The organism is Candidatus Dadabacteria bacterium (genome assembly GCA_009837205.1).
In the GTDB taxonomy this organism is placed as follows: Bacteria; Desulfobacterota_D; UBA1144; order Nemesobacterales; family Nemesobacteraceae; genus Nemesobacter.
The window spans coordinates 167,848-190,323 of sequence record VXTZ01000022.1 but is presented as its reverse complement, the minus strand read 5'-3'; the positions used below and the strand labels follow the sequence as shown (position 1 = coordinate 190,323).

The following is a 22,476-nucleotide window of genomic DNA, read 5'->3' as shown; positions in this document are numbered from 1 at the left end:
CAAACTCGATTTTAAATTTTTTCGCTTGATTTAAGCTTTCAGAAGGGTACTGGAAGCAAGTATTCCCGGGACACCTCGGGAGGCGAACCAGCGGAAGTTCACCTGTTGCTTCATCGCTTCAACGGGAGTATGCGTCTGGAACATCATTATTTTACCGATTCTCGGAATATCAAATTCGAACTTTACAACACTACCGGGACCGAGAAAAGTGATCAGTGCCAGGGCTCCCGTACTCTCGTAAACCCGCCCTCTTATCTCAAGCGTTGCCTCGTTTCTGAAATAGGCGATGTGCTCAAGCGTGTCATCAAGGAACCAGCTGGGGTCGTGCCGAATTCTTATCCAGGGCAGTCTTACTCTGGTCCAGGGCAAGCGCATGGTTCCATGTATGTGATAAAAATGACTGAAGTCGACGCTGTTCTCGACAAACTCGATAATGTGCATTTCTACTTCGCCCGCGTCGTACTTGCCTCGATAAACCAGCTGTCCCTCATCGATTGCTTGCTGTTGCGGCAGATGATAAGGTGCAGGCTTGCCCTGTGAGGAGTGATAAATCAGAATCATGCCGTAGTAGTCGATCGCTTCCCAGCGCCTTTGAACGAAAGGCTGGTCTTCGGAGAGACGGGGCTGGCAAATTCTTCCGTCTCCATCCAGCTGCCAGCCGTGGAAAGGACATTCCAGCCGGTCACCCTTGACTTCTCCATAAGCCAGGTTTGCACCCATGTGTGGGCAGAATGCGTCCAGGGCCGCAATCCGGCCAGATTCCTGACTGCGAAAAACAGCGATTTGCTCCCCCAAGCACTGAACATGCCTTATCTCTCCGGGCTTGATTTCCCCGGAGGCCGCTATCCTGTACCAACCGTCAGGAAAAGGCGGCGGATAGGTGCGTTCTCTATGGTGACTGCCTCTATAACTCGACGCCTGCTCCGGCATAATCCACCTGTTGCGTTTCAAACTTGAAAGCACGTTATTAAGAAAACCATTCTTGATAAGTTTTTGCAAATAATGAGGCGTTTGTGATGTAACGACTGTACCTCCTGTATTGTTTGCGGTGCGGGTCTGGCGATGGCAGGAGCGGGATTGAAACTTCGCGCGGAAACTCTGTATCGGGAGACGAAAAACTGAGGGTCCGCCGAAGCGCCGTTTCCGTTCCGGTGTCAAGCAGCGCCGCTGTGTTGAAAAAGAGAAAAAAACCTGCTGAACTGCACCGGAAAGGAAAAAACAACCTAAGAAGATATCCCTAAAAAACTGATCATTTTGTCCGTGCCGGAACCGTCTCTTCTGTATGAGGGAAGGCCCTGACAGCAAGTGCACAGATTCATTATCTCGACTTGCTGAACCCCCGCGTCACAAAGTTCTATTCTGTTAATCTCCACAAGATCAAGAAGAAACTTCCCGTCGCCTTTTTCCAAAAGCCAGTCCCCTTCTCCGCTGAACCTTGAAACGAAACGTGACGCCACGTCGTCCCGAACTTCGTAGCAGCATCCCCATATGGCCGGACCTATTACGGCCACGGCGTCCTGCGGTTTCAAAGAGTATTGTTCGCAAACGGCCCCAATACATTCCCTTACCGCCCGCAGAGAGGTTCCGCGCCATCCCGCGTGGACGGCGCAGACGCAACCGGAATCGGGAAAGCAGACAAGAACGGGAACGCAGTCGGCCGTGATGACCCCGACACCCGCGCCTTTTTGCCGCGTAACGATCGAATCGGCTTCAACAGATTTCTCTCCCGCGGCATTGTCGACGAAAAAGACAGTGCTGCCATGAACCTGGTTCACGGTAATGATATCCTCAAGCCCGTAAGCGGAAGCGATTCTGAGAATATCCGGCCCTCCGGGATCATGAACGAAACCGTGGATAACGCCGCTACACTTCTCAAGCAGGGCCGAACGAAAAACCCTCATCCGCTCTGCCTCCTTAGAAAATCGATCACTGAAACCATATCCTCGGGGATTTCCGCCGAAAACTCAATCCGCTTTCCGGTCGCAGGATGGGTAAAGCCGAGGCTTTTTGCGTGAAGAGCGTGCCTCTTTATCAACGCTCCCAGGATCCTTGAATTTTTCGGGCGGTTTTTTTTGCCTCCGTAAACTTTATCGGCAAACACCGGAAACCCGTTTTCAGAAAAATGAACCCTTATCTGGTGAGTTCTCCCGGTCTTCGGCCAGATACTCACAAGAGTTGCCCCGTCCAGCCTTTCGATTACCTCCCAGCGGGTCTCGGCATCTCTCCCAACTCTGGAAAAAGAGGTCATTTTTATCCTGTTCGAGGGACTTCTTCCTATTGGGGAGACAAAAAACCCTGAATTTTTTTTCATTTCCCCGGAAACAATAGCCACGTATTCCTTTTCCGTCTCCCTGGTCTTGAACTGCTCGGAAAGACTTTTGTGCGCCCGATCGTTTTTAGCAACAACCATGACCCCGGAGGTTTCCTTGTCGAGGCGATGCACTATCCCCGGGCGCATCTCACCTCCTATTCCCGAAAGGTCCTCGCACATATAAACAAGAGCGTTCACAAGCGTGCCGCTCGTCACTCCCGCCCCCGGGTGAACCACCATACCGGCGGGTTTGTTAACGACGATTACGTCACGGTCCTCGTAAACAATCTCGACATCGATCTCCTCTCCCTTGATGCCGCAGGGCTCAGGAGGAGGAATGTTAACGCTCAGGCTCTCCCCGCCATTTATTATCCTGGAAGGCTTAAACGTTTTGCGGTCAATAAGTATGTTTCCGAGCTCTATGTGCTTTTTTATGCTCGAGCGGCTAAGCTCCCTAAGGAAGCCCGAGAGAAACACGTCGGCTCTTTGCCCGGCAAATTCCCGAGGGATTTCCGTTACGGTTTTTTCTTCCGCGGGTTCCATGAATTTCTCTCAGCTGCTCTCCTCAACAATAATGACTTCCGGCGGGGCTTCGCCGAAAACATCGCACGCGCGCCCCTGGTTAACCGATATTTCTATATATCCCCCGCTTCCCCCGACAACAACGATTTCACCGGGTTCCACGGAAGAGTACGATTCCGAGATTCCCGTGACCTGCTTCTCTCCAACTGTTACCACGGCCCGAGCCCCGTCACTGACAGCCTCCGTCGGTATGCTGGTTATAAGATTCCCGAACTTGTCAGTGTAAACGACGGTTCCGCGGATCTCAGCCCCGTTTACCGAGTATCCGTCGCAGGGAAGGATTTCGGGGTCATGGATTTGCGGCCCGATCTCCGAGAACGAAACGCCAAGTGAAAGATGCGCAGCGACAGGGGAAAATATATCCCTCCCGTGAAAAGTCGAGCTTATCTCTTTCAGGAAATAGTCGCGGTTTTTTATTTCGCGGGCGCTGAAATCTTCGCAACAATGAATAACCGAGCTGAAAACGCCGTTATCAGGTCCCACAAAAAAATGACCGTCGGCGAAAAGCGCTATAGGCCTTCGTCTGCTTCCGACTCCCGGGTCTACCACGACCAGATGCACGGTATTTTTCGGGAAATAGCGGTATGAGTTACCTACAACAAAAGACGCAGCTCGGACATCATGAGACTCAATGCAGTGGGTTATGTCGACCGGGTGGACATTTTCATTTACGGAGAGCATAACCCCTTTCATCGCCCCCACGTAATGATCCTTTGACCCGAAATCGGTTGTCAGTGTTATAATGCTTTTCATCCAGACCGCTCCGCGAGTAAGATTATGGAATGGAGACGGGATTATATCAAGTCAGATGGTAAAACTTACCGTTTTGGGTTCAGGCACCTGCGTGCCCCATGAGAAAAGGGGTTCTTCCGGATATCTTCTCGGCACCGATACCGGTTCTGCCCTCTTTGACTGTGGAAACGGCGTGGTATGGAAGCTTGAGAAAATAGGGGTCGACTACCTTGGGATCGACAATGTTTTCATAACGCATTTTCACCCCGATCACACCTCCGACCTGATCCCTCTTCTTTTCGCTACTAGGCATCCTTACGGGAAAAAAAGAGAAAAAACGCTTGGAATATGGGGGCCGGATGGGTTCTCGGAATTTCTCGAAAAGCTGCGAACTCCCTACAGGGAGTGGGTAAGGCCAGAGCTCGTGGAAATCCATGAGATAAGAAAAAAGAAACAGAAAATCGGCGACCTTGAGATAAAGACATTCAAAACCGTTCACACTGAAAACAGCATTGGCTATGTTGTACGCTGCGGCGGAAAGAAAATCGTCTACACGGGAGACACGGGTTATTTCCCCGGACTTCGCAAGGTGGCTTCGGGGGCGGACATATTCGTTACGGAATGCGCGCTTCCGGATTCAGAGAAGATGGCCGTTCACATGACCCCTTCAGACATAGCGGAGATTCTTCGGGAAAGCAATCCCAAAAAAATTGCCCTCTCGCATCTTTACCCTTCAATGGACGGAAGAGATCTTCGGAAAGAAATAGAAGCACTTTCGGGAAACAGAGAAACGGAGATAATAGTCGCCGAAGACTTTATGGAAATCGTTGCATAAGGAAATCAACATTTTATCTAATCCCTCTTTCCGGCAACGGCGCAGTTTACTTCCTCTATAAGATTCTCCGCAATCTCAAGGCTGTTTTCCGCCTCGGTAACCGGGCGTCCGACGACCAGATAATCAGCTCCGTAATCAATAGCCATCTTTGGAGTGAGCGCCCTTTTGTGATCGTTTCGGTTTTTCCCCTCGGGGCGTATTCCGGGAGCGACTATCACAAGGCTGTTTCCAAATTCCCGCCTTATTTCCCGTATCGACTCCCCCGAAGCCACAACTCCGTCACAGCCGGCTTCGATCGACCTTCGCGTAAAGACCCGTACGTACTCGTCAAGCTCCAGATTCTCGTTCATCATAAGCGCTCTCAGGTCGTCCTGATCGAGACTTGAGAGAAAAGTGAGGGAAAGAATAAGAGGCCGGTCTCTTTCGCCACGGCCTTCCTTCGCAGCAGCCACCGTCGCCTTTCCGCCGTTTATGGTAACGAACTCTACACCCTCGGGCACCGCCCGAAGCGCGGCCGCGATCGTGCGGTCTATGTCTCCCATCTTGAGATCAAGAAAAACTCTCTTTCCAAGTCCCACGAGCTCCTTTACAAAGCTCATCCCCTCGCGCATAAAAAGCTGGTAGCCGACCTTGTAGATACCGATCCTTTCGCCGAGAAGCTCCACAAGGGCAAGAGCTTCCTCGCTTGAGTCAAAGTCAAGCGCTATTATGAGCCTATCGCAGCTCTGCGGCACTCTCTCTCCATTGTTCTCCGGTCCCATGACTTGAAAATCCCTTTGTGTTGTGTGCAGCGCCGTTATATCGCTCCGGCGAGAATAACCGGGATAAAGCATACCCGGCAAACGCCCGCCGTGCTTGTGGCTACAACCCGATTTCCCCCATGTCAGCCGGAAAGCTGTTTTGCTTGACCTGCGTTGTCACGGCGTTATCATCTACGGTGACATGCGAGTCGTAGTCGCTAAACCCAGAGGATTCTGCGCAGGAGTCGAAAGGGCAATCGAAATAGTCGAAAGAGCCCTTGAGATGTACGGTCCACCTATCTATGTCCGCCACGCTATAGTTCACAATAAAAGGGTAGTGGATTCTCTAAGGCAAAAAGGTGCCGTTTTCGTCGAGGAACTCGACGAAATAACCGATCCTGAGGCCCGGGTCATCTTCAGTGCCCACGGCGTAAGCCCCGCAGTTATCGACGAAGCCAAAAGACGAGGCTTCCAGATAGTGGACGCCGTCTGTCCGCTCGTAACCAAGGTCCACAACGAAGTGAGACACTACTCCGAAATGGGATACACGATAATACTCGTAGGCCACAGGGATCACGTAGAAGTCATAGGAACGAAAGGCGAGGCGCCAGACAGCGTCGTGGTTGTAGAATCGGTAAGCGAGACCCTCTCAGTTAATGTCCCGGATCCACAAAAAGTAGCCTACGTGACGCAGACTACCCTAAGCGTCGACGACACGAAGGAAATAGTGGCGGCACTTGAAAGGCGCTTTCCGAAAATCGCAAAGCCTTCCAAACTCGATATTTGCTACGCCACCCAGAACCGCCAGGATGCCGTAAAAGAACTCGCTGAAATCTCAGACATCATTTTCATCGTGGGATCACCCGAGAGCTCGAACTCAAACAGGCTGGTCGAAGTCGCAAAATCATGCGGCGTAAGAGAAGCCTACCTGATTGAAGATACAGAAGGGCTCGGCGGTGTGGAAACGCTTGAGCAGAACATGACCGTGGGTATAAGTTCCGGCGCGTCAACTCCCGAGATAATAATTGAAGAGCTGCTGGCAAAGCTACAGGATTTGGGAGCCACCACCTTTGAAGAATTCAGCTTGAAGGAGGAATCCACGAAATTCCCCTTTCCACATTCGCTTGAGTTCTCAACAAGCTGAGTCTACCGAAAATGCAGGAACAAACCTCAAGGTACGTAGCCGACATAGAGGTCCCGGAGGGGATAGTGTCAATAGACTGCGAGGTGAGAAACGGTGATAAGCCGGAGATCCTCTTTATCCTGAACAGTTCAACATGCGAGGGAACCGAAAACCTGCCCGGCGGAGATTTTCGAGGCTCTCTTGAGGACCGCGGAGAAATCCTAGTGGAAGCCGAAACGAACGATCCCGAAGCCTTTATAAGAAAAACCCTCTCCGCTGCGTACGGACCCCTTGCGGATATAACCCTTACAGATACAGATATAGATTAACGGTTTCTGGAACAGAAACAGTTTCCCTAGTTAGCTATCCACCCGCCGTCAACGGAAAGCTCCGCTCCCGTCATATACGCTACGTTTTCGCTGTCGCAGAGGAAAAGCACCGCGTGCGCCATTTCCTCGGGAGTCGCGAAACGGCCCAAGTGCCCGGTTATAGGCTGAAGTCCCTTCAGATATGCATCAAGCTCTGGGGGTGAATTGTCAAGAAAAGCCTGTACCATCGGAGTCAGGGTAGTGCCGGGATTTATGGCGTTTACTCTGATACCGTTTGCCCCGTACTCAAGAGCCATGCTTCTTGTGAGCTGCGACACCGCTCCTTTGGTGGAATTATATGCAGCGGTACCCGGTATGGCTTTAATTCCCAGTATGGAGGAATTGTTGATTATTGTGCCTCCACCCTGCTCGATCATGTGTGGAATCGAGAACTTGGACATCATGAAGGTGCCCCTTACGTTAATGGCAAATACCTGGTCCCAGTCCTCAATAGATGTCTCGTGAGTATTTGAGAGAGGAAGCACCCCTGCGTTATTAAACAGTATGTCGATTTTGCCGAAAAGCTTTATGGCGTGCTCCACAGCTTCCTTGCAGTCCTCTTCCTTCGACACGTCGCTTACGAGATACTCTATGCTGCCTGGAGAATCCTTGGCCAGCTCCGCAGCCTCCGCAAGAGTGCTTTCAGTTCTGCCGGTTATAAGAACATTCGCGCCCTCATTTGCAAAAAGAAGCGCCGTGACCTGTCCTATTCCCAGACTGCCACCGGTGATTATCGCGGATTTACCCTCAAGTTTCATTTTACCCCTCCTTGGTGTGGTTATTTATGCAAGCGGCAAGCGCCAGCAACTTCAAGGTTAGTTTAAAACATCATGGGTAGCTGCGTCAATTCCCAGATGGCTTTTTTCACCGTCGCTGATACAAGACACGGAGAGTACGGAAGACTCCGTCTAAAGAAAGTGGGATTGGTAGCCCCAACGGGATTCGAACCCGTGTTTCAGCCTTGAGAGGGCTGCGTCCTAAACCCCTAGACGATGGGGCCAAACTCACAAGAAGCTATGAAGCTATCATAAAAAGAGTTCAAATTCAAAAATGCCCCGTAGAAGCACCAAATGACCTGGCTGGGTTTTGTATGGTTTTTCGCAGAGAATATGCTGTATAATTAATCCGCAGCGAAAATGCCGTGGGTGAAACTCCTTTTCGGAAGACGGATATGAAAGCACATGCTCTTAAGACAGAACTTCTAAACGGAGAAAGTGTTTTCTCAAAAAACACCTACGATGCGGTTCTTTTCGATCTTGACGGAATAATTACCACAACTGAAAAAATTCACTCGGCCTGCTGGAAAAAGACATTTGACGAGTTCCTTCGTGCCTGGGCAAGTAAGAAGGGGGAGGACTTCGTTCCCTTCAACGAAACTGACGACTACCTTGAGTATGTCGACGGCAAACCCCGCTATGAGGGCGTGCGCGGCTTTCTGCTCGCGCGCGCAATAGAACTTCCCGAGGGCAATACAAACTCCCCTCCGGGTGAGCAATCAGTTTTCGGGCTCGGAAACAGGAAAAACCAGCTGTTCACGGAAACCCTTGAAAAAGACCCTCCCGGAATCTACCAGACATCCGTCGCGCTAGCCCGCTATCTTAAGGAAGCCGGGTTTCGCTTGGCAGTTGTATCTTCAAGCAGGAACTGCCGGGCTGTGATGAAGGCCACCGGAGTAGAAAACCTTTTCGAGGTAACGGTGGACGGGGTAACGGCAGCAGAAAAAGGTCTTCGGGGAAAACCGCAACCTGATACCTTTATTGAAGCCGCCTCGGCTCTTGGAACCAAGCCCGCAAGAAGTATCGTTATCGAGGATGCGGCGGCAGGAGTGACGGCGGGAGCGAGTGGGGCTTTCGGACTGGTAATCGGAGTAGCCAGGAAGCAAAACGAAGAGGAACTTTTTTCAAACGGAGCGGACATGGTCGTAAGCGATCTGGGAGAGTTCGGGCTTGGTGCGTAGCAGGCGAGGAAAACCGGAATGATAAAAAGAGAGAGAAAGGGCATATACACTGCACAGCACATATATCCTCCAGATCCGTGGAGAATAACAGAGAAGCAGTTTTATCCCGAACTAATCGGCCTTGGGGAAACTATCTTCTGCACCTCAAACGGCTACATAGGAATGCGGGGCGCCTTTGAAGAGGGAAACCCGAGCTACCAGAACTTCACCATAGTAAACGGCTTCCACGAAACATGGCCCATCATATACGGAGAGGAAGCCTTCGGGTTCACCAAAATGGGGCAGACCATAGTGAACGTTCCGGACTCAAAGATAATCAAGCTCTATGTAGACGATGAACCCTTTTACCTGCCAACCGCAACCCTCCTTCACTTCGAGCGATTCCTCGACATGAGAAACGGCGTGGTAGAAAGAAACCTCATATGGGAAATGTTCTCGGGAAAACAGATATCTATAAGGTCGAAAAGGCTAGTCTCCATGGAACATCGCCACTTGGCCGCCATATCTTATGAAGTAACGGTTCTCAACGACAAGGCCCCAGTAATCATATCTTCGGAAATAATTGATCACGAAAACTACGCCGAAGGGAATGAGGAACAGCTGGACCGAGCCAATGGAGGAGACCCGCGAAGGGCCAGCAGACTTGAACATCGGATCCTCGAACCCCGCTTAAACGATGTGCGGGACACGAGCGTGATTCTCTGCCACTCGACCCGAAACAGCAAGATGACGATCACCTCGGGAATCGAACACACGCTCGAGACAAACTGTGATTACTCCCATACGAGCAAAGCGGCAGGCGACCGCGGAAAAATGGTTTTCATGGTTGACGCCCGAAAGGGAGAACCGATAAGTCTTACAAAGTACATGACCTATCACACCACGAGAACTGCGCCGCACACAAACGAAGAACTTCGAGAAAGAGCTAGACGGAGCCTTAAAAGAGCCAAGAAGTTCGGGTTTTCGAATCTGCTTGAAGGACAGCGCAAGTATCTCGACAAATTCTGGGAAAGAAGCGACGTGTGCGTGGAGATGGACAGCGATGAGATGACTGTGTCCTTCCAGCAGGCGATAAGATTCAGCCTTTTCCAAATGTACCAGTCGTCGGCAAGGGTTGAAGGAGCCGGCGTGCCGTCCAAGGGTCTTACCGGAGCGGGCTACGACGGCCATTACTTCTGGGACATGGAAATATACTTAATGCCTTTTCTTATCTATACTTCGCCCACTATCGCCGAGAACCTTCTCAAGTTTCGCTACAGCATGCTTGACAAGTCTAGGGAATACGCAAGAAGGCTTAACCAGAGAGGAGCGATGTTTCCCTGGAGAACCATAAACGGGGAGGAGGCTTCAGCTTACTACGCTGCGGGAACCGCACAATACCATATAAATGCCGACATAGTCTACGCGCTCAAAAAATACGTTAACGTCACGGGAGATCATGATTTTGTCCCCAAGTACGGGGCGGAGATCCTGATTGAAACGGCGAGGCTCTGGAGCGATATTGGATTCTACTCGAACTCGGGAGAAAAAAAATTCGAAATACACGGCGTTACCGGCCCGGACGAGTACAACACCGTGGTAAATAATAACACCTATACTAATCTCATGGCCCGCGAGAACCTAAGACTCGCCGCAGCCACGGTTGAAAAACTCGAGGAAACCGAACCCGAACTTTTTAAAAGCCTCGCCCACAAAACCAACCTCCAAATCTCGGAAATAGAGGACTGGAAAAATGCCGCCGAGCACATATACATACCATATGACGAAAAACTCGGAATACACCCTCAGGACAACTATTTTCTCGAAAAGGAAAAATGGGATTTTGAAAACGTCCCGGAAGACAAGTACCCAATACTGCTCCACTACCACCCGCTGGTCATTTACCGCCACAAGGTAGTCAAGCAGTCGGATCTTGTACTTGCGATGTTTCTTCTTGAAAAGGAATTCTCGCAGGAAGAAAAAAGACGGAACTTTGATTACTACGACCCTCTTACAACGGGAGACTCTTCACTTTCGGCCTGCATACAGGGAATAGTTGCCGCCAAGGTCGGACATATGGACAAGGCGATGGAATACGCGGAAAACGCAGTTTTCATGGATCTGGGAGACATGGGGCGAAACACTGTTGACGGCTGTCACATAGCCTCCATGGGAGGAACGTGGATGATGTTTGTGTTCGGATTCGCCGGGCTCGCCAACAGCGGGCAAAAACCCGAATTCATCCCCAATCTTCCCCAGGAAATGCTCAGGCTCAGCTTTTCCGTCTCCATCTTGGGCAATCTGATAGAGGTGGACCTGAACCACTCGGAAGCCAGATACACGCTTAAAAACGGAAACGGAATAGCTCTTTCCCATGCGGGAGTCGATTTTGAAATTTCACCGGAGAGCCCAACATTCGTAGCAGATACCTGAAAAACCGCCACGGTTTTGTCCCAAAACGCGGAATCCGATACAAATGGGCTTTGAATTTGAGAAAAAGGTAGGGCTGGAAGCAGTAACAAAAGCGGCAAAGGTCTGCGCAAGAATGAGCGGGAAACCTGAGTTCCGCGAAGCGCTTTACAAAACGGATGGTTCTCCAGTAACTCTTGCGGATTTTTTTGTGCAGGCGTTAATAAACGAAAAACTCACAGCCGCTTTTCCTGAAATTCCCATAGTCGCCGAGGAAACCTCGTTTTGTCTCGAGGGCAGTTGCGGAGAAAAACTCAGAAGACATCTTGAGAAACTTCTGCCCAAAAAAAGTCCAGACGAAATATTCCGTGCAATCGACAGGGGAAATCACGGGGGTGGGAATCACGGTAGATTCTGGACCCTTGACCCAATCGACGGAACAAGAGGTCTTCTTGCAAAACGCCAGTACGCAATCGCACTTGCGCTTATTGAGGACGGAGAGGTAGTTCTCGGAATCTTGGGGTGTCCAGAACTGGGACGGGACAGGAGCAACGGCACAGGCGGAAAAAAGGGAGTTGTATTTTTCGCCGAGAAGGAACAAGGTTCCTACCAGTTCGGGCTTTGGGGAAGTCCGCGGACTCGCATTTCGGTATCGAGTGTAGAAAAAGCCTCGGACTCCGTCATGTGCGAATCGGTTGAAGCCCCGGATTCGTCCTATGAATTTTCGGGGAAAATCGCCCGGTTTCTCGATATAAGCGCAAAACCCGTAAGGATGGACAGCCAGTGTAAATACGCTGTCTTGGCAAGGGGAGATACTTCCATTTACCTTCGCCCCCCTCTGCGAAAAGACTACAAGGAGAACATATGGGATCACGCCGCAGGATACATAATCGTCAGAGAAGCCGGAGGAACCGTTACCGACTCCGCGGGCAAACCGCTTGATTTCTCCGTTGGTAAAAAACTCCTCGAGAATAAAGGAGTCTTAGCGACAAATGGTGCCATCCATGAAGCGGTCCTGCAGGCGGTTAGAAAAACCGTTTCTCGATAACATGGCCGGAAGGAATAAAAGTCGTTCCCTATTCCGTTCCCGAAGTAAGACCAGAGTCAAAAACTCTTGATAACACAAAAATTATCAAGTGGTCCGAATTAAAAAGAAGGATTGTCGGGTGTCCTGCGAATCCTAGCCATCCCTATGCCCATGAGTACACCGCAATTATCACGACGGAAAGAACCACCCTGTAGACAACAAAAAGGGTAAATGATCTTGTCCTCACGTAACCGAGCAGAAACCGGATAGCGAAAAGCGCCGAGATAAAAGAAGTCGCAACTCCGAGAGCGAAAGACCACTGGAACATATCCGCATATCCAAGATGCCTTATCTCAAAAACCCCGGCAGCAACTATGACAGGTATGGCCAGAAGAAATGAAAACCGCGCGGCTTCTGCTCTTTTGTAGTTTCTGAAAAGCCCTCCGGTAATCGTAACGCCTGCCCTTGAAGCTCCCGGCAGAATCGCAAAAGCTTGAGCCACGCCGAAAAAAAGTGCGTCGGCAAGATTCATGTCAGAAAGAGTCTTGCTCGTGGTCGTTTTTCTGTCGGAGATGTAAAGAAGTACCCCGAAACCAAGAAGAAAGGTGGCAACCAGAACAGGGTCGCGAAGCACGCCTGAGGCATAACCCTCGAACAAAAACCCGGCCGCAACAGCAGGCAGGGTAGCGATCACAAGGTAGACTCCGGTTTTTCCATGTTGGCGCCCCTCAAATGAAAAAGATCTCAAGCCACAGAGAAAATCCCGTATGATAAGCGCAAGTTCTCCCCTGAAGCAGTAAAGGATAGCAAAGAGGCTCCCTATGTGAAGCGCCACTGTGAAAGGCAGACCCTGATCATGCCAAGAAAAAAGCCACGGAACCAGAAATAGGTGGGCTGTGCTACTTACGGGGAAAAACTCGGTTATCCCCTGTATCAGCCCAAGGACTATCGACTGCGCTATCTCCAATCTCTAACTCCCCGCAACCCCGTTTTGTAAAACATCGCTAAGATAAAAAGCCGTGTGCGAACCGCTTACCCCGCATATCTCCTCTGGAGTGCCACAGGCCACAAGCTCTCCTCCGTCTTCTCCTCCCCCGGGACCAAGATCAATCACATGGTCCGCACACTTTATGATGTCAAGATTATGCTCTATGACAACTACGGTGTTTCCTAAATCCACGAGCCTTTGTATTACAGAGACGAGTTTCTGTATATCGTCAAAATGAAGCCCTACCGACGGTTCGTCAAGTATGTAGAGGGTTTTTCCAGATGCTTTTTTTCCAAGTTCCCTAGCGAGCTTTATGCGCTGCGCCTCTCCTCCGGAAAGAGTGGTTACCCGCTGCCCGAGCCTTACATAACCGAGCCCGACTTCGTTCAGCAACCTGAGCTTCCCTGAAATCTTCGGTATGTTCTCAAAAAAATCCGCCGCCTCTTTTATGTTCATCTCAAGAACGTCCGACATGTTCTTTCCCTTGTACCTGATCGCCAGGGTCTCGTCGTTGTACCTCTTTCCTCCGCATACCTCGCACGTGACATAAACATCGGGAAGAAAGTGCATCTCGATCCTGACGGTTCCGCTTCCCCTGCACCCCGGGCAGCTTCCCTGGGAGAGATTAAAGCTGAACCTGCTCGGCCCGTATCCCATCACCTTCGATTCGGGAAGCATTGAGAAGATTTTTCTTATCTCGGTGAGCACACCGGTGTAGGTTGCGGGGTTCGATCTCGGGGTTCTGCCTATCGGGCTCTGATCGACCTTGATGACCTTGTCCAGATTTTCGGTGCCGATGATCTCTCCGTGTGGAGCCACGCGATTTTTGCTCCGGTTAAGTTTTCTTGACAGGCCGTTATAGAGGGTGTCAACCACGAGAGTGCTTTTCCCCGAGCCGGAAACTCCTGTGACGCATATGAATGTTCCGAGAGGAAAATCAACGTCAATTTCCCTGAGATTGTTCCCTAAAGCCCCTCGAACCCCGACCTGGGTCCTGGAGGAGCGTCTCGAACCGGGCACCGGGATCCTCTTTTTGCCTGAGAGGTATCTTCCGGTAACCGAACCGGTGCACCGGGAGATTCTCCCGACGCTTCCAGAGCAGACAACCTCGCCTCCGAGTTCTCCCGCTCCCGGACCGACGTCAACCACGAAATCAGCGCTTTTTATGGTTTCTTCGTCATGCTCGACAACGATTACGGTGTTGCCCATGTCCCTTATGCTCTTTAACGTCTCAACGAGCTTTTTGTTATCCTTCGGGTGAAGTCCTATGGAGGGCTCGTCAAGCACGTACGTTATTCCCGTAAGTTTCGATCCCACCTGGGTTGCGAGCCTCACCCTCTGAGCCTCTCCGCCTGAGAGGGTCGGAGCCGTGCGGTCAAGACTCACGTAGCCAAGTCCTATGTCCCCGAGAAAACCGAGCCGGGAGGATATCTCCTTTATTACCTCCCCGGCGATTTTTCTCTCCCTCACGGAAAGTTCAAGCGACCCGAAGTATGGGGCGAGATCGCAAACCGCCATGCCGGCAAGATCCGATATGTTCTTTCCCCTGAAAAGCACGGAAAGGGCAATCTTGTTGAGCCTGGATCCGTCGCACTCTCTGCACGGAACCGTTCTCATGTATTTCGAGAGTTTTTCCCGAAGCTCTTCCGAACTGGTCTGCGAGTACCATTCCGTGAGCATGCCGACGATTCCGGGGAAAGTCGCGGTGTATTCCTTTCGCCTTCCCTTCCTTGCCTTCCTGAAGCTTATTTTCTCCATCCCCGAACCGTAGAGTATCTTTTGTCTGTGCAGAGCGGAGAGCCGGGAAAACGGGACATCGAGCGAAAACCCGTAGTGCTCGGAGAGTCCCTCGAGTATCCGGGCAACGTATTTTGAATCCTCAAACGGCTTGATCGCTCCTTCGCTAAGGGACTTCCCAGGATCCTCCACTATGAGTTCGGGATCGAAAAACGTTTCGAATCCAAGCCCCTGGCAGTTCACGCATGCGCCGTAGGGACTGTTAAAGGAAAAAAGCCTGGGGGATATCTCCGGGTAGTTTATCCCGCAGCGGGGACAGGAAAAATGTTCACTGAAAGTGAGAGTCTTCCCATCTTCAATCTCGCATTTCAAGAGCGCGCCTGATCTTTTAAGGGCAAGGGACACTGCGTCTGAGAGCCTTTTTTCCGAACTCTCCCCACGCAAGACTATATTGTCCACCAGAAGTTCAATAGTGTGTTTTTTGTTGCGGGAAAGCTCTATGTTGTCTTCAAGATCATAGGTCTCTCCGTCGATTCTAACCCTGACAAAACCTTCCCTCCTCATGTCTTCAAGCTCTTTTCTGTATATTCCTTTTCTTCCCTGAACTACCGGGGAATATACGGACACGGGTTTTCTGCCCGCTTCCTCTTGGATTCTCTCAATCATGCTAGAAGGGGTCTGTGAAGATATACCGTCACCGCACTCATAGCAGTGTGGCTCTCCGATCACGGAAAAAAGTACGCGCATGTAGTCGTATATTTCCGTTATGGTCCCGACGGTCGAGCGGGGGTTTCTGTGAAAGGTCTTCTGATCTACCGAAACGGACGGAGAAAGGCCCTCGACGAAATCGACATCCGGCTTGTCAAGTTTCTCGACAAACTGCCTGGCATAGGAGGAAAGTGACTCCATGAATCTTCTCTGGGCCTCGGCAAAAAGTATGTCGAAAACCAGGGAAGATTTCCCCGAACCACTCACCCCCGTGACAACAGTGAAGCTGCGCCTCGGTATTTTGACGTCTATGTTCTTAAGATTGTGCTCCCGCGCACCGATTATGCTAATGAACTTCAACCTGAAAGCTCCCCTGGGAAAAATACGCAGATAAAATTACCCGATACAGGGGGAACCGTCCGCCGTCTGTGCGGCTTCGGAGAGGAACCGGGTGAAAATCAGTTCGGAGAGGGGGGTCCGCTCAAGTTCGGGATGCCACTGAAAACCCATGACGCGACCGTCGGCCGACTCAAACCCCTCCACTATTCCGTCCGGGGCCAAGGCGTTTACCCTAAGACCATCTCCAACCCTGTTTATTGCTTGGTGGTGGTAGCTTTTTATCTCGAATTCCTTTTCTTCCGTGAAACCGCCGAAGACCGTGTCCGGAAGAACTGTGACATCGTGAACCTCGCCCCCTTCGTGACAAAGCGCGTCGGGCAAAAGCGCTCTTATGTCCTGGTGTATCGAGCCCCCGTGGAAAACATTTATAAACTGCATGCCTCCGCATATCCCCAAAACCGGCACGTCTTTTTCGAGAGCAAGGCGAAGGACGGCGAATTCCGTTTCCGTTCTCTCGGGACTCATGGGATTTATGGCAGGATGTGGGGATTCGCCGTAGAATTTTGGGTCCATGTCCCTTGAACCCGGTATCAAAAGCCCGTTGATTGCGGAGATTATATTGAGCAGAAAATCCGAGCTTGAAGCTTCGGCAACCGTGGGAATCAGGACCGGGGCGCCGCCGTAGAACTCAACCGTCTTCGAGTAGGCGGATTCTATAAGGTTCGATTTGTCTTCAAGATCAGTCGTTATGCCGATAAGCGGTCGTGCCTTCATGTGCTCCTTTTCAAAGAGTTTTTCCTTCCGGTTAAAGGGAAGTGCCGCCGACCATGGCTTCAAGCCTTGCGACTCTCTCTTCGGTTGGAGGATGGGTGCTGAAAAGCTTTGCGAAACCTCCCCCGATCATCGGGCTCACAATCATCATGTGCGCCGTGCTCTCGGCCGCCTGCTCGCTTACCTGAAGGGGAATTCTCGAGGCTCCAGCCTGAAGTTTCCTGAGTGCGTCGGCAAGATAGAGCGGATTTCCGCATATCTCGGCTCCGGTCTTGTCCGCTCCGAACTCCCTGGTTCTTGATATAGCCATTCTCACGATCATTGCCGCCATCGGAGCGATAATGGCCATAGCCAGAAGTCCCAGCATTCCTCCGCCTCTTCTGTCACTGCCTCCCCCTCCAAAAATAGCCGCAAACTGCGCCATGTAGGCAAGGTAGCTGATAGCGCCGGCGATTGTCGCCGCCACGGAACCGATCAGGATGTCTCTGTTTCTTATATGGGCAAGCTCATGAGCAATTACGCCCTTAAGTTCGTTTCTGTTCAAAAGACGCATGATTCCCTGAGTGACCGCTACGGCCGAGTGGTGGGGATCCCGACCCGTGGCAAAGGCGTTTGGAGCCTGTTCGGGAATTATATAGACCCGGGGCATTGGAAGTCCCGCTATCTGGGCAAGTTCCTCGACATCGGAGTAAAGGTCAGGCGCGTTGTCCCTTCCGACCTCGCTTGCTTTGTACATCTTGAGAACGATCTTGTCGCTCCACCAGTAGCTCACGAAATTCATAACTCCCGCAAGAACAAGTGCTACCAAAGCACCACCTTTGCCCCCTATCATGCCCCCTACCCAAACCAGAATGGCCGAGAGAAAAGCAAGCAGAAAAAGACTTTTAAGAGTATTCATTTTCTAAAAATGCCTCCGAAATATTTTCCAAGCCAAAAGAAAAACAATAGCTTCTTCTTACAAAAAGTATAATAATACCGTCCGCGGTAAATTCAACGGGAAGTTTGAACCGAGCACAGATTGTACGTCTTCTGGCAAAGTCTTGATATCTTCTTCCGTTTAACCGGCAAGTTCTGGCGGTTATAATTGGCGTTGGAAATCACTTGAGTGATTTAGAAAAATGTCTCTTTTAAATTCAAAAAAATACGAAGTGATAGTGATCGGAGCCGGCCACGCCGGGTGCGAGGCAGCACTCGCCGCCGCCAGAATAGGCTGTACGACCCTGGTTCTCACGGCAAATATAGACACAATCGGACTCATGTCGTGTAACCCTTCCATAGGTGGCGTCGGAAAAGGTCACCTGGTAAAAGAGATAGACGCGCTTGGCGGCGAGATGGGAAAAGCCGCAGACACCGCGGCCATACAGTTCAGAAGACTCAACACCCGAAAGGGAGCGGCGGTGCAGGCAACCAGAATACAGGCCGACCGCCAAAGCTACAGAACCTACATGAAAAAGGCTCTTGAGAGCGAAGCCAACATAGAGATAAAGCAGGCCATGGTCGAGGAATTTCTGGTTGACGGTAAAAAAGTCGCAGGGGTTAAAACCGCCCTTGGGGAGAAGTTTTTTTCAGATACCGTCGTGGTCACCCCTGGAACTTTTCCCGGTGGACTCATACACATAGGTCTTACGCGGATTTCGTCCGGCCGTGCGGGGGAAGCCGCCGCAGGAGCCATATCGAATTCTTTTGCAGATTTGGGTTTCACGACAGGCAGGCTCAAAACCGGAACTCCTCCGCGTTTTGACGGAAGGACCATCGAGTGGGACAAGCTTGAGAGGCAGGACGGGGATCAGGATCCTGTGCCTTTTTCTTTTTCCCCGGGAGAAATCACAACTGAGCAGATGCCATGCTACATCACTTACACTAACGAAGAAACCCACCGGGTTATAAACGAAAACATCGATAAGTCCCCTCTTTACTCCGGCCTCATAAAGGGAATAGGACCAAGGTACTGCCCATCGATAGAAGATAAGGTAGTTAAGTTTCCCGATCGGAACCGCCACCAGATATTTCTCGAACCTGAGGGAAGAAATACTTACGAAATCTATCCCAACGGAATTTCAACCAGCCTTCCCATTGAAGTTCAGCACGAGTTCTCAAGAACCATGGAAGGACTTCGCAACGTGGAAATAATGAGGCCGGGATACGCGGTCGAATACGACTTTCTCGACCCCACGCAGCTTGGTGCTACTCTTGAATCAAAACTTCTCGAAAACATATTTTTCGCAGGACAGGTAAACGGAACCACGGGCTACGAGGAGGCGGCAAGCCAAGGACTAATAGCGGGAATAAACGCGGCGCTTCGGGTAAAGGGGAAGGATCCTTTCGTGCTCGGACGCTCGGAGGCCTATATAGGAATTCTGATTGATGATCTGGTCACAAAAGGAGTCGATGAACCCTACAGGATGTTTACCTCAAGGGCAGAGTACAGGCTTATACTGAGGGAGGACAACGCTGACTTAAGGCTCGGGGAGCTTGGACACACAATAGGACTTCTCAGCGACGAGCGGATCGAGGAATTCCGCGTCAGGAAAACCGCACTCGAAAATGAACTCGCAAGGCTTGAGAGCGAGAAGGTGGTTCCAAACGAGAAAACAAACAGGATTCTTGAGAATCTCGGTTCACAGAGAATCAAGAAGCCCCAAAGCCTAAAAGAGATACTCAGAAGACCCGGTTTCACGTATGAAATGCTGGGTTTTATAGACTCCTCAGCGAATCCGGACATCTCCCCGAAACTCGGGGCGCAGATAGAGATGGAAGTAAAATACGAGGGTTACATAAAAAGACAGAAAGAAGAAGTCGGGAAATTGCAGAAATTCGAGAACATGAAAATCCCGGAAACCTTCGAGTACAAAAACATCCCGGGACTTTCAAACGAAATTGTTCAGAAACTCTCAAGAGTAAAACCCGAATCGGTAGGACAGGCAAGCCGGGTTTCAGGTATAACCCCCGCCGCTATATCAGTACTGCTTGTTCATATCAGGAAAACGCGGGGGCTTGAGCAGGAAGCTCAGTTGAAATCAAGTTCCCCGTCGTAAAAGCCGTCGGCCCCCTCCATCTCCTCAAGCTCCTGCTCGTAAAGTTCCATGGTGTCGCAGTCGCTTCCGATGTAACCGGAACCTTCGGGGTCCTGCATCATCTCGACAAGATCTCTCACTTTTTTATCATTCCTTCTATTAGCCATTTGGTCCCCCCTGAAAAAAATTTTACATAGATTATAGGAACAGTTTTCACAAATGCAACAGTCTCGACAAAAAAAATAGTTGCCGTTGGCGGCTCGATGCAATCATAACAGCATCCCGTTCGTCTTTATTAAGTAAGTAGACACTTTAAAGGAGATATCCAATATGAAGAGCATAATGGGAATGCTGGTTTTTCTGGCTTTCACTTTGACCGCCTTTGCCGCCGATGATCCGAGCATAAAAGGAGAGAGACGGCGCGGGATCCAGATAGCGATGCAGGAGCATATTGACCATAACACGGTGAACGGACATTATGTCCTGTATGACGCAATCACGGGCGATCTCCTCAAGCTCAAGCTCACAAAGCTGCATGATGGAATCGTGAAAAAGGCCGACTACTACGTCAGTTGCGCGGATTTCCACGACCGCAACGGCGTCTATTTCGACCTTGATTTTCTGGTGATTGAAAAAGACGGCAAGTTCCAGGCCTTACAGGGTATCGTACACAAAGTCGGGAGCGTCAAACGGAAGTATCATTTGGAAAGCTAGACTGGCCACAGAAATATAAGAACTTGCAAGCGGTCGGGGACAGCCCTGCCAGCATGAAGCCATGCCAGCACCGCCATCACTCAATGAAGAAGAACTGTTACAGAGTGGATTCCGGTATGCCTACGCACTCACTCATCACCATCACGATGCTGAGGACTTGGTGCAGACGGCGTGGCTCAAGTTGCATCAGCGGTATAGCGAGGTGAAAACGAAGGCTCTTTTTTTCACAACTATCCGAAATCTGTACATCGATCAGTATCGCAGACGGAAACGCATCCGGTTTATCGCACTCACCAGCGAACACGAGAGTCTCTCGGCTTCCGCAGCCGCCACTGGGGAAGACACCAAAGTCGCCATAGATCAAATGCTTTCCAAGCTGCGGGATATCGAGCGCGAAGCCCTGTTTCTACATATTGTGGAGGGTTACTCGGCTAATGAAATTGCCACGCTGACCGGGAGGCCTCGGGGAACTGTCCTGAGTCTCATATATAGAAGTAGGAAAAAATTGACTGCCCTAAATGCGGTCGACTAAGCATCATGAAGAACTTGGAACAAGAACTCAAGAACTACTATCGAAGCAAGCGCCTTGATTCGCACAGGATCACGGCAATCCAAGCCTCCGTCCATGAGGTGGGAAGAACGCGCCACAGTGTCTCTTATCTTATCCCAATTGCCGCGGCAATATTGCTGACAATCGGAATTGGGTTGTGGGTGCACATTAGTACGGACAGCAGCCTTACCCATCAGGTGGTCACCGAAATCGGAGACAATCACCGTCAACACGGCGCACTGGTGGTGAAATCAGACCAGTACGGCGTTGTGCAGAACGCACTCAGCGAACTGGACTTTCCCCTCCAGCCCCGCCGTGACAATCTGGTTCGAGATTTCCTTCTCATAGGCGGCAAGTACTGCACCATCCAGGGGTCTCAGGCAGCTCAATTGAAATTGAACCATCGCAAAAGCCAGGTTATCCACACCTTATATGTTTTGCCGATTACCAATAGCATAAAAGATGTTGAACTAGGGGTCTATGAAACGAACGGTGTGCAAGTAGAATTGTGGACTGACCAGCTGTTGCTCTACGGCCTTGCCCACGGCCGATAATCGGAACTGGGAGTTGGGCAAAATAGTCTTAGTCGGTCCGCATCAAGTTGTCTAATTGAAGTATTAGGGAGAGGAAATCACCCGTGTAAACATCCCTACCCAGGCACTTTATCAATACTTTTCCCTTCTCGTATAAGCTCAAGCATCCGCGCCGGATCATCCGTCGGAAGACGGCACTCGTAATTTGAGCATATGTACGCCGCAGTTTTTCCGTTGATGGGGCTATGGCCCTGCGTGTAAGGGGCAATTCTTGAAATTTCCTCTTCGTTTTCTTCGTCTTTTAATATCACGACCTTGTTCGGCAAGTACTCGCCCGAGAGAGCATCGAGAAACCGGCGGGTCTCGGGGGAATTTCTGTCCCCGGCTATCACTATCTCGAAAGAAGGTCCCAGCATGAAATCAAGAGAATTCATGTGCATTGAAAAAGAAGCCGGGTGTCTTGAGATCTGAGAGGAGAAAGCCGCGGCCATCCGGGCTGCCTTCTCTTCAAGTTCGGGGTCGGCGGTAAGTCTCGCAATTTTCAGGATGTTAAGTATCGAAACCGAGTTTCCGGACGGAAGCGCTCCGTCATAAATTTCCTTCTGCCTGATTATCAGAGCTTCGCTGTCATCGGCCGTGAAGAAAAAACCCGCGAACTCCTCATCCCAGAAATGTTCAAACTGATCCCGGCAGAGAGAAATAGCCAAAGCGAGATATTTTTCATCGAAAACGCTTTCGTAGTATTCAAGAAGTCCCCATACGAAAAAAGCGTAATCATCAACACTTGCCATTATGCCCGCTTCACCCTCGCGGTAGCGGTGAAGAAGCCTTCCCTCGCGGAAAAGGTTCCGCATTATGAATTCTATTGAGCCCCGTGCGGCGTCAGAATATCTTTTCTCTCCGAAAGCCGCTGCCGCCTTTGAAAACGCCGCTATCGCTATTCCGTTCCAGTCCGTGAGCACCTTGTCGTCCTTGTAGGGATGAACTCTTTTTTCCCTGCTGGCAAAAAGCTTCTCCCGCAGACCTTCTAGTCTTTGCTCAAGCTCCTCGGTATGGAGT

Annotated in this window: 21 protein-coding genes and 1 tRNA gene; 10 read left to right on the top strand and 12 right to left on the bottom strand. The window is 50.7% G+C overall.

The features are described 5' to 3' along the window. Positions 1-30: 30 nt before the first annotated feature. The 4 genes from F4Z13_05345 to F4Z13_05330 all read right to left on the bottom strand — a co-directional run bounded on the left by F4Z13_05345 (position 31) and on the right by F4Z13_05330 (position 3,646). Positions 31-930: a Rieske 2Fe-2S domain-containing protein gene (locus F4Z13_05345; protein ID MXZ48661.1), complete on the bottom strand. Its 900-nt coding sequence runs from the start codon at positions 928-930 to the stop codon at positions 31-33. Between the two features lie 293 nt (positions 931-1,223). Beyond that, positions 1,224-1,901, bottom strand: coding sequence for a peptidoglycan editing factor PgeF (pgeF, locus tag F4Z13_05340; protein ID MXZ48660.1), 678 nt, complete (start codon positions 1,899-1,901; stop codon positions 1,224-1,226). Next, positions 1,898-2,854 carry an RluA family pseudouridine synthase gene (locus F4Z13_05335; GenBank protein MXZ48659.1) on the bottom strand — a complete coding sequence of 319 codons (957 nt, stop codon included), beginning with the start codon at positions 2,852-2,854 and terminating at the stop codon, positions 1,898-1,900. The genes pgeF and F4Z13_05335 overlap by 4 nt, the downstream gene beginning before the upstream one ends. 9 nt (positions 2,855-2,863) lie before the next feature. Next, complete coding sequence (locus F4Z13_05330; protein MXZ48658.1) at positions 2,864-3,646, bottom strand: SAM-dependent chlorinase/fluorinase; 783 nt, start codon at positions 3,644-3,646, stop codon at positions 2,864-2,866. On the opposite strand from F4Z13_05330, the gene F4Z13_05325 reads away from it, so the two are divergent. Beyond that, a complete protein-coding gene (locus tag F4Z13_05325) occupies positions 3,636-4,460 on the top strand; it encodes an MBL fold metallo-hydrolase (GenBank protein MXZ48657.1) in 825 nt (274 codons plus the stop codon). The genes F4Z13_05330 and F4Z13_05325 overlap by 11 nt on opposite strands. 17 nt (positions 4,461-4,477) lie before the next feature. Here the strand turns inward: F4Z13_05325 and pyrF are convergent, their stop codons facing one another. Next, positions 4,478-5,293 carry an orotidine-5'-phosphate decarboxylase gene (gene pyrF / locus F4Z13_05320; protein MXZ48656.1) on the bottom strand — a complete coding sequence of 272 codons (816 nt, stop codon included), beginning with the start codon at positions 5,291-5,293 and terminating at the stop codon, positions 4,478-4,480. A gap of 109 nt (positions 5,294-5,402) precedes the next feature. Between pyrF and ispH the strand changes: the two genes are divergently transcribed. Both ispH and F4Z13_05310 read left to right on the top strand, forming a co-directional pair. Next, positions 5,403-6,344, top strand: a complete 942-nt coding sequence (gene ispH, locus F4Z13_05315; GenBank protein ID MXZ48655.1) for a 4-hydroxy-3-methylbut-2-enyl diphosphate reductase — start codon at positions 5,403-5,405, stop codon at positions 6,342-6,344. Between the two features lie 11 nt (positions 6,345-6,355). Continuing rightward, a complete protein-coding gene (locus tag F4Z13_05310; GenBank protein ID MXZ48654.1) occupies positions 6,356-6,652 on the top strand; it encodes a hypothetical protein in 297 nt (98 codons plus the stop codon). A gap of 26 nt (positions 6,653-6,678) precedes the next feature. On the opposite strand, the gene F4Z13_05305 is transcribed toward F4Z13_05310, so the two are convergent. Together F4Z13_05305 and F4Z13_05300 are read right to left on the bottom strand one after the other, a co-directional pair. Continuing rightward, positions 6,679-7,449, bottom strand: a complete 771-nt coding sequence (locus tag F4Z13_05305; protein MXZ48653.1) for an SDR family oxidoreductase — start codon at positions 7,447-7,449, stop codon at positions 6,679-6,681. 166 nt (positions 7,450-7,615) lie between these two features. Further along, positions 7,616-7,691: transfer RNA gene (locus F4Z13_05300), tRNA-Glu, on the bottom strand. Positions 7,692-7,862: 171 nt separating this feature from the next. Between F4Z13_05300 and F4Z13_05295 the strand changes: the two genes are divergently transcribed. The 3 genes from F4Z13_05295 to F4Z13_05285 are packed head-to-tail and all read left to right on the top strand — an operon-like array spanning position 7,863 to position 12,084. Next, positions 7,863-8,648, top strand: a complete 786-nt coding sequence (locus F4Z13_05295) for an HAD-IA family hydrolase (protein ID MXZ48652.1) — start codon at positions 7,863-7,865, stop codon at positions 8,646-8,648. 18 nt (positions 8,649-8,666) lie between these two features. After that, positions 8,667-11,060, top strand: coding sequence for a glycoside hydrolase family 65 protein (locus F4Z13_05290; GenBank protein MXZ48651.1), 2,394 nt, complete (start codon positions 8,667-8,669; stop codon positions 11,058-11,060). Between the two features lie 43 nt (positions 11,061-11,103). After that, entirely contained in the window at positions 11,104-12,084 is a 981-nt protein-coding gene (locus tag F4Z13_05285) for a 3'(2'),5'-bisphosphate nucleotidase (GenBank protein ID MXZ48650.1), read from the top strand. 142 nt (positions 12,085-12,226) lie between these two features. Here the strand turns inward: F4Z13_05285 and F4Z13_05280 are convergent, their stop codons facing one another. The 4 genes from F4Z13_05280 to htpX are packed head-to-tail and all read right to left on the bottom strand — an operon-like array spanning position 12,227 to position 17,504. Beyond that, the gene (locus tag F4Z13_05280) at positions 12,227-13,030 is read right to left on the bottom strand and encodes an undecaprenyl-diphosphate phosphatase (GenBank protein ID MXZ48649.1); all 804 of its coding nucleotides are present in this window, start codon (positions 13,028-13,030) and stop codon (positions 12,227-12,229) included. 3 nt (positions 13,031-13,033) lie between these two features. Further along, complete coding sequence (gene uvrA / locus F4Z13_05275) at positions 13,034-15,856, bottom strand: excinuclease ABC subunit UvrA (GenBank protein MXZ48648.1); 2,823 nt, start codon at positions 15,854-15,856, stop codon at positions 13,034-13,036. Positions 15,857-15,892: 36 nt separating this feature from the next. Continuing rightward, positions 15,893-16,672: a gamma-glutamyl-gamma-aminobutyrate hydrolase family protein gene (locus F4Z13_05270; GenBank protein ID MXZ48647.1), complete on the bottom strand. Its 780-nt coding sequence runs from the start codon at positions 16,670-16,672 to the stop codon at positions 15,893-15,895. After that, positions 16,641-17,504, bottom strand: a complete 864-nt coding sequence (htpX, locus tag F4Z13_05265; protein ID MXZ48646.1) for a zinc metalloprotease HtpX — start codon at positions 17,502-17,504, stop codon at positions 16,641-16,643. Before htpX ends, F4Z13_05270 begins: the two co-directional genes overlap by 32 nt. Before the next feature lie 220 nt (positions 17,505-17,724). On the opposite strand from htpX, the gene mnmG reads away from it, so the two are divergent. The 4 genes from mnmG (at position 17,725) to F4Z13_05245 (ending at position 21,438) form a co-directional block, all read left to right on the top strand. Further along, a complete protein-coding gene (gene mnmG, locus F4Z13_05260) occupies positions 17,725-19,641 on the top strand; it encodes a tRNA uridine-5-carboxymethylaminomethyl(34) synthesis enzyme MnmG (protein MXZ48645.1) in 1,917 nt (638 codons plus the stop codon). Between the two features lie 309 nt (positions 19,642-19,950). Further along, the gene (locus F4Z13_05255) at positions 19,951-20,334 is read left to right on the top strand and encodes a hypothetical protein (protein MXZ48644.1); all 384 of its coding nucleotides are present in this window, start codon (positions 19,951-19,953) and stop codon (positions 20,332-20,334) included. A gap of 61 nt (positions 20,335-20,395) precedes the next feature. Beyond that, on the top strand, positions 20,396-20,866 hold the full coding sequence (locus F4Z13_05250; protein ID MXZ48643.1) for an RNA polymerase sigma factor: 471 nt from the start codon (positions 20,396-20,398) through the stop codon (positions 20,864-20,866). Between the two features lie 5 nt (positions 20,867-20,871). Further along, positions 20,872-21,438, top strand: coding sequence for a hypothetical protein (locus tag F4Z13_05245; protein ID MXZ48642.1), 567 nt, complete (start codon positions 20,872-20,874; stop codon positions 21,436-21,438). 95 nt (positions 21,439-21,533) lie between these two features. Here the strand turns inward: F4Z13_05245 and F4Z13_05240 are convergent, their stop codons facing one another. Then, positions 21,534-22,379, bottom strand: a complete 846-nt coding sequence (locus F4Z13_05240; protein ID MXZ48641.1) for a thioredoxin domain-containing protein — start codon at positions 22,377-22,379, stop codon at positions 21,534-21,536. Between the last annotated feature and the right edge of the window lie 97 nt (positions 22,380-22,476).